1 protein-coding gene is annotated in these 574 nt (G+C 33.3%); it reads right to left on the bottom strand.

The window, feature by feature from the left end; translation table 11 throughout:
• On the bottom strand, positions 1 to 275 hold a 275-nt coding region (locus ACFIJS_RS09295), incomplete at its 3' end, for a hypothetical protein (protein ID WP_375651346.1).
• Positions 276 to 574 lie beyond the last annotated feature (299 nt).

Raw genomic sequence — 574 nt, 5'->3', positions numbered from 1 at the left:
TCATTGCTCTCCATCTCCATTTGAGTATCCATGTTTGGCACTAAGATGGATGATTCATCATTTGCAATATCTTGCTTTTGCACATCCTTGATATCGATTGTTGCAATGATTGATTCCTCTACAAAATAGTTATTAACAAGAACTTCGGAGGAAACAATATTAGTCTCATAAAGATATTCTAACTTATCCCAAATATCTTTAGCCGATGTGCAACTAGAGATTTTAGAAATTACATCATTACTTAAAGCACTATGCAATAAATCTATAGCTTCCATATTTGAAGATAAGCATTTTGAATCATCATCATGAACTATGATTTTTCAAGAATCTAAATGAAAACCTTGAAGGTAAAATGACATGCATGCTTTCCAATAGCAAAAATTTGTTCCATCAAATAAAGGATGTTTTTCAAAAACTAATGCCATGATCTTTATACTCTATTGCAGTTAAGCAAGTATAATCAAAATTATGCACACACTAATTTTGAAAAATACAGAGCTAGGCTCTGATACCAATTGTTGGCCCAGAGAGGCAAACCTAGAGGGGGGGTGAATAGGTTTTCAGCGGAAGTCTA

The organism is Bartonella sp. OT172YNZD, assembly GCF_042193725.1.
GTDB lineage: Bacteria > Pseudomonadota > Alphaproteobacteria > Rhizobiales > Rhizobiaceae > Bartonella > Bartonella grahamii_A.
The sequence above is the reverse complement of the archived record's forward strand: the minus strand, read 5'-3'. Positions and strand labels throughout refer to the sequence as shown.